Genomic DNA, 3,684 nt, shown 5'->3' on the forward strand with positions numbered 1-3,684 from the left:
GTCCTTTTGTCTTGCCTTCCGCCTTTGCCCCTCGCTGGCGCTCAGGGCAGCGGCGGCCCGGCGGCGCTGCTGCGCGAGCAGCCTGCGCGCCGGCGAACGCAGACACGGCCGCAGGCCGGGCGCGTTCGAGGCAAGACGCCTGCACGTTGGACTGCCGCACCGGAGGCAGCGCGAAGTGCGGTGCGAATGCACCCGCACTGCACGCGCGACGACACGGGGACGAACAGCAGAACGACACGCCCGATGGCACGATGATGCGCAGCGAATCGGCGGCGATCATGGGCGTGACTCCAGCCAGACCGGACGTGCAACGCCGATCACGGCGGCGGCGCTGACCGGCCCGAAATACCGGCTGTCGAATGACGCCGGGTTAGTCGCACTGAGCAAAAACAGCTCGCCAGGCCGAAGGCGGCGGCACTGCGGCCAGGATGGCAGCGGCCGGCCCCAGCGATCGGCAGACAGCACGGCGGCCGAAGGCACGCCGTCGATGCGGACTTTGCCGTCAGCGATGCACACCTCCTGCGGCGCGACCGCGCCCACGCGCTTGAGCAACGGGATGCGCGTCGGTAGGTAGCCGCGCTGCGCAGCGAGCGCGGCGGCCTCTGCGGGCAGCGGCACCAGCACGATGCTGCCCACGGACAACGGACGTGGCAGCGAGCTGGTGCGATGGTCAAGTGGATCGACGCGATACCAACCGACCGCCACGCTGTCGGACGGGTTGTAGGTCAGGCGCGGCAGTGGATGCACGAAAGACGCCCAGGCCAGCGCAGCGAGGCCGCAGGCGGACAGGCCCGCCAGCACGAGGCGAGCGCGCAGGCGCGAGCGAGAACGCGGCGTTGTGCCGGCGGTGGAAACAGCGGTCATGGCAGCGCCCTCCCGACCAGCCAGGCGGCGTGCCGCTCGGCGCTGTATTCGGGCAACGGCAAGCGCGCAGCGAGCCGGTTGCCCAGCGTGCGCCAGTACGCGGGCGAGGCGGTAGCGGGCGCGATGCCCAGCGCCTCGATAGCGGCGATGCGTTCCAGCACGGCGCGCACCTGGTTGTCGCCCTCGACGTGCAGCAGCAGGCGTGCACTCGGCTGAACGCCGGGGATGCGCTGCGCCGCATCGAGCGGCGTGCAAGCCTGCATCACCATGAGCTGCCAGCGGATCGTGCCGTAGTCGTTGGCCTGCCAGCGAATGCGGCAGAACATGGCGCCCGGCAGGAACACGGCGCAGCGCCGCCAGCGGTCGAGCTGGTGCGTGCGCGCAGGTTCGCCGAAGCGCAGGTAGAGCTTGAAGCGCGGTTCGATGTAGGCCAGCGCCACGCGCGTCAGCGGCGCGCTGGCAGGCTGGCCGGAAGGTGCTGCGAGCGCAGCCGTGGCCGCGAAGGCAACAGGCGCGGGGGCAGACGAAGCGGATGCAGTCATGGCGTGTTCTCCCTGCGGTGTTCTGGAAACTCCCGCTCCAGCAGGCCGCGCAGCAGGTCGGCCACGGTCACGCCCTGCGTGAAGGCCGACACCTTGATGCGCGCCCGCATGGCGGGCGTGATGTCGAGCGTGAGGCGGGCCGTATAGAGGTCGCCCTTGCCCAGCGCATCGGCGTCGCCCTGGCGAATCCACGCCTCGGCGTGCGGATTCGCGGGCGGACGCGCGCCGATGCCGACGCGCTTTACCGTGCGTTTGCTGTTCGGTGGCGGCTTCGCAGTCATGTCGGCCACCGCAGCAGTTCGTCCACCAGCGCAGTGATTTCGCGCGCGGCGGCGCTGTCCGGTGCCGTCTCGCGTGCCAGCCGGCCAGCGGCCACGCTGTCGGCGAACACGATGCGTTGATGTACTTCCGCGCGCAGCGCAGGAAGCGGCTGCTCAGCCAGCGCGCCGCGTGCTTCGCGTCCGATGACGGTGGTACTGACGCGCCGGTTGATGACGAAGGCCGCGCGCAGCGTAGGCCGAAAGACTTGCGCCTCGCGGATCAGCGCCACCATCTCAGCGCTGGCCCACAGGTCGTAGGGGCTGGGCTGCACCGGGATCAGCACGCGCTCGGCCGCCAGCAGCGCGGAGCGTGCCAAGGCGGCGATGCGCGGCGGGCCGTCGATGACGACGTGATCGGCCCGCCTGGCGAGTTCTGGTGCCTCCTGGTGCAGGGTTTCGCGTGCGAGGCCCACGGCGCTGAACAGCCTTGGCAAACCTTGCTGGCTGCGGCGCTGCGTCCAGTCCAGCGCGGAGCTTTGGGGGTCGGCGTCCAGCAGCACGACATGCTGGCCGCGCATCGCCAGCTCGCCGGCGATGTGGGTGGCGAGCGTGGTCTTGCCCACGCCGCCTTTCTGATTGAGCAGCGCGACGATCATGGCGCAGCCCTCCTTGCTGGAAAACCTGCCTTTGATCGGCCTGCAAAACCGGCTTGCCGGTGGCAAAAATCACTGGCCCGCGCGTGCCGTTTGGTGGTTGTCCACCGAAACGCCGCACTGCTACTACTAATGTTAGGAATTAAGTTAGATAAGTTAAGAGAGGCCGAAACCCGCGCCAGCATTGGGTTTGCGGCCGATTTTGTTGCCTGATAGCACGAGGATTCGTTGCCTGATAGCACGATACTTCTGTTGCCTGATAGCACGAGCCCGTCCACAGGCTTTGCCGCAGTTATCCCCGTGCCGTGGACGGCACGGGCCGGAACGTCAACAGCGGCGAGGCAATGCCCGAGACGTGCTCTATGCCCAACTGGTAGCCCGGCAAGGCTTGCCGCGCCACCAGCGCCCGCAGGTCGGCGGCGAAGTCGTAGTACCGCGCCACGCTGCCCGATTTGCGGTACAGATGCTGGAAGTCGAATTGCCACCCGCCAGGCTGTCGCCCGCCGTGCTTGCGCACCAGCCGGTACAGCCAGCGCTCGATCCCGCCCGTGAGCCGGAAATACGCCGGGTCGATGGTCAGCACCAGGGCGGCGTCGAGCACGCCGGCATAGAACCAGTCCGGCAGGATCAGCTCCAGCCCCAAGGGCGTGCCCTTGGCATCGGCCAACTCCTTCCACTCGTTGATCCACGAGAAGCGGTGCAGGCGCCGCCCGGTCGTCTCGCGGATGGAAGTTGCCACGGTGGTCGATTGCAGTCGATCCAGCGCGGCCTTGAGGCGCTGGTAGTCGCGCAGCGACGTGCCGCGCCCGATGAAGCGCAGGATCTCGTAGGGCGTGGCCTGTATCAGCCGCGACGGGCGCAAGCCCGCGTCGCGCGCTTCCACGATCTGCGAGGCCGCCCAGATCAGCACGTCCGCATCCCAGATCGTGGCGATGCCGTGCTCGGATGTCCCCTCCACGCGGATCGTGATGCCGCTGGCGCGGAAGTCGATCGGCGCCACGCGCCGCGACTTCGCCAGCGAGAAGAACGGAAAGGCCATCAAATCCTGGCTGTCGCGCGGCGCCATGTCGCCCGGCAGGGCGCGGAACAGGTCGAGCTGTTCGCGCTCTGGCACGGGCCGCTGCCGGGACGGCAGCGCAGGGCTGGACATGGCGAAGGCCACCCGCGCGCCAGCGATCAGCGCGCACGGCTGTCCGCCGAGTGCTGCTCGGCGTATTCGGGATCGGACGTGGTTTCATAGCTGCGCTCGGCGGCCCAGGCATCGAGGTCGGCCACGGCGTACATGACGCGGCGGCCGAACTTGCGGAACTTGGGGCCGCCACCCAGCACGCGCTGCTTTTCCAGCGTGCGCGGCGACAGCCGCAG

6 protein-coding genes and 2 pseudogenes are annotated in these 3,684 nt (G+C 69.1%); 1 reads left to right on the top strand and 7 read right to left on the bottom strand.

Going from position 1 to position 3,684, the window contains the following annotated elements; all coding sequences use genetic code 11:
* The 5 genes and pseudogenes from DBR23_RS32085 to parA form a co-directional block, all read right to left on the bottom strand.
* Window positions 1–280: pseudogene (locus DBR23_RS32085) on the bottom strand (hypothetical protein); the annotation flags it as partial.
* Window positions 277–864 (bottom strand): S26 family signal peptidase, encoded by a 588-nt coding sequence (locus DBR23_RS28640; RefSeq protein WP_027477923.1) that lies wholly within the window; start codon window positions 862–864, stop codon window positions 277–279. The gene DBR23_RS28640 and the pseudogene DBR23_RS32085, both read right to left, overlap by 4 nt.
* A complete protein-coding gene (locus tag DBR23_RS28645) occupies window positions 861–1,406 on the bottom strand; it encodes a DUF2840 domain-containing protein (protein WP_027477922.1) in 546 nt (181 codons plus the stop codon). The genes DBR23_RS28640 and DBR23_RS28645 overlap by 4 nt, the downstream gene beginning before the upstream one ends.
* On the bottom strand, window positions 1,403–1,687 hold the full coding sequence (locus DBR23_RS28650) for a hypothetical protein (RefSeq protein ID WP_009523273.1): 285 nt from the start codon (window positions 1,685–1,687) through the stop codon (window positions 1,403–1,405). The genes DBR23_RS28645 and DBR23_RS28650 overlap by 4 nt, the downstream gene beginning before the upstream one ends.
* Entirely contained in the window at window positions 1,684–2,322 is a 639-nt protein-coding gene (gene parA / locus DBR23_RS28655; RefSeq protein WP_059400215.1) for a ParA family partition ATPase, read from the bottom strand. Before parA ends, DBR23_RS28650 begins: the two co-directional genes overlap by 4 nt.
* Here parA and DBR23_RS32175 point away from each other — a divergent pair.
* Window positions 2,321–2,452, top strand: a complete 132-nt coding sequence (locus DBR23_RS32175; RefSeq protein WP_255581933.1) for a hypothetical protein — start codon at window positions 2,321–2,323, stop codon at window positions 2,450–2,452. The genes parA and DBR23_RS32175 overlap by 2 nt on opposite strands.
* 159 nt (window positions 2,453–2,611) lie before the next feature.
* On the opposite strand, the gene DBR23_RS28665 is transcribed toward DBR23_RS32175, so the two are convergent.
* Together DBR23_RS28665 and DBR23_RS28670 are read right to left on the bottom strand one after the other, a co-directional pair.
* On the bottom strand, window positions 2,612–3,469 hold the full coding sequence (locus tag DBR23_RS28665) for a replication initiator protein A (RefSeq protein ID WP_108500303.1): 858 nt from the start codon (window positions 3,467–3,469) through the stop codon (window positions 2,612–2,614).
* Window positions 3,470–3,495: 26 nt separating this feature from the next.
* Window positions 3,496–3,684: pseudogene (locus DBR23_RS28670) on the bottom strand (DNA-binding protein); the annotation flags it as partial.

This window comes from Acidovorax sp. HMWF018, assembly GCF_003061035.1.
Taxonomy (GTDB): domain Bacteria; phylum Pseudomonadota; class Gammaproteobacteria; order Burkholderiales; family Burkholderiaceae_C; genus Acidovorax; species Acidovorax delafieldii.

Bases quoted from the DNA above. Each gene is read 5' to 3' on its own strand.
- DBR23_RS28640 (WP_027477923.1), bottom strand. From the start codon at position 864: ATGACCGCTGTTTCCACCGCCGGCACAACGCCGCGTTCTCGCTCGCGC.
- DBR23_RS28645 (WP_027477922.1), bottom strand. From the start codon at position 1,406: ATGACTGCATCCGCTTCGTCTGCCCCCGCGCCTGTTGCCTTCGCGGCC.
- DBR23_RS28650 (WP_009523273.1), bottom strand. From the start codon at position 1,687: ATGACTGCGAAGCCGCCACCGAACAGCAAACGCACGGTAAAGCGCGTC.
- DBR23_RS32175 (WP_255581933.1), top strand. From the start codon at position 2,321: ATGGCGCAGCCCTCCTTGCTGGAAAACCTGCCTTTGATCGGCCTGCAA.
- parA (WP_059400215.1), bottom strand. From the start codon at position 2,322: ATGATCGTCGCGCTGCTCAATCAGAAAGGCGGCGTGGGCAAGACCACG.
- DBR23_RS28665 (WP_108500303.1), bottom strand. From the start codon at position 3,469: ATGTCCAGCCCTGCGCTGCCGTCCCGGCAGCGGCCCGTGCCAGAGCGC.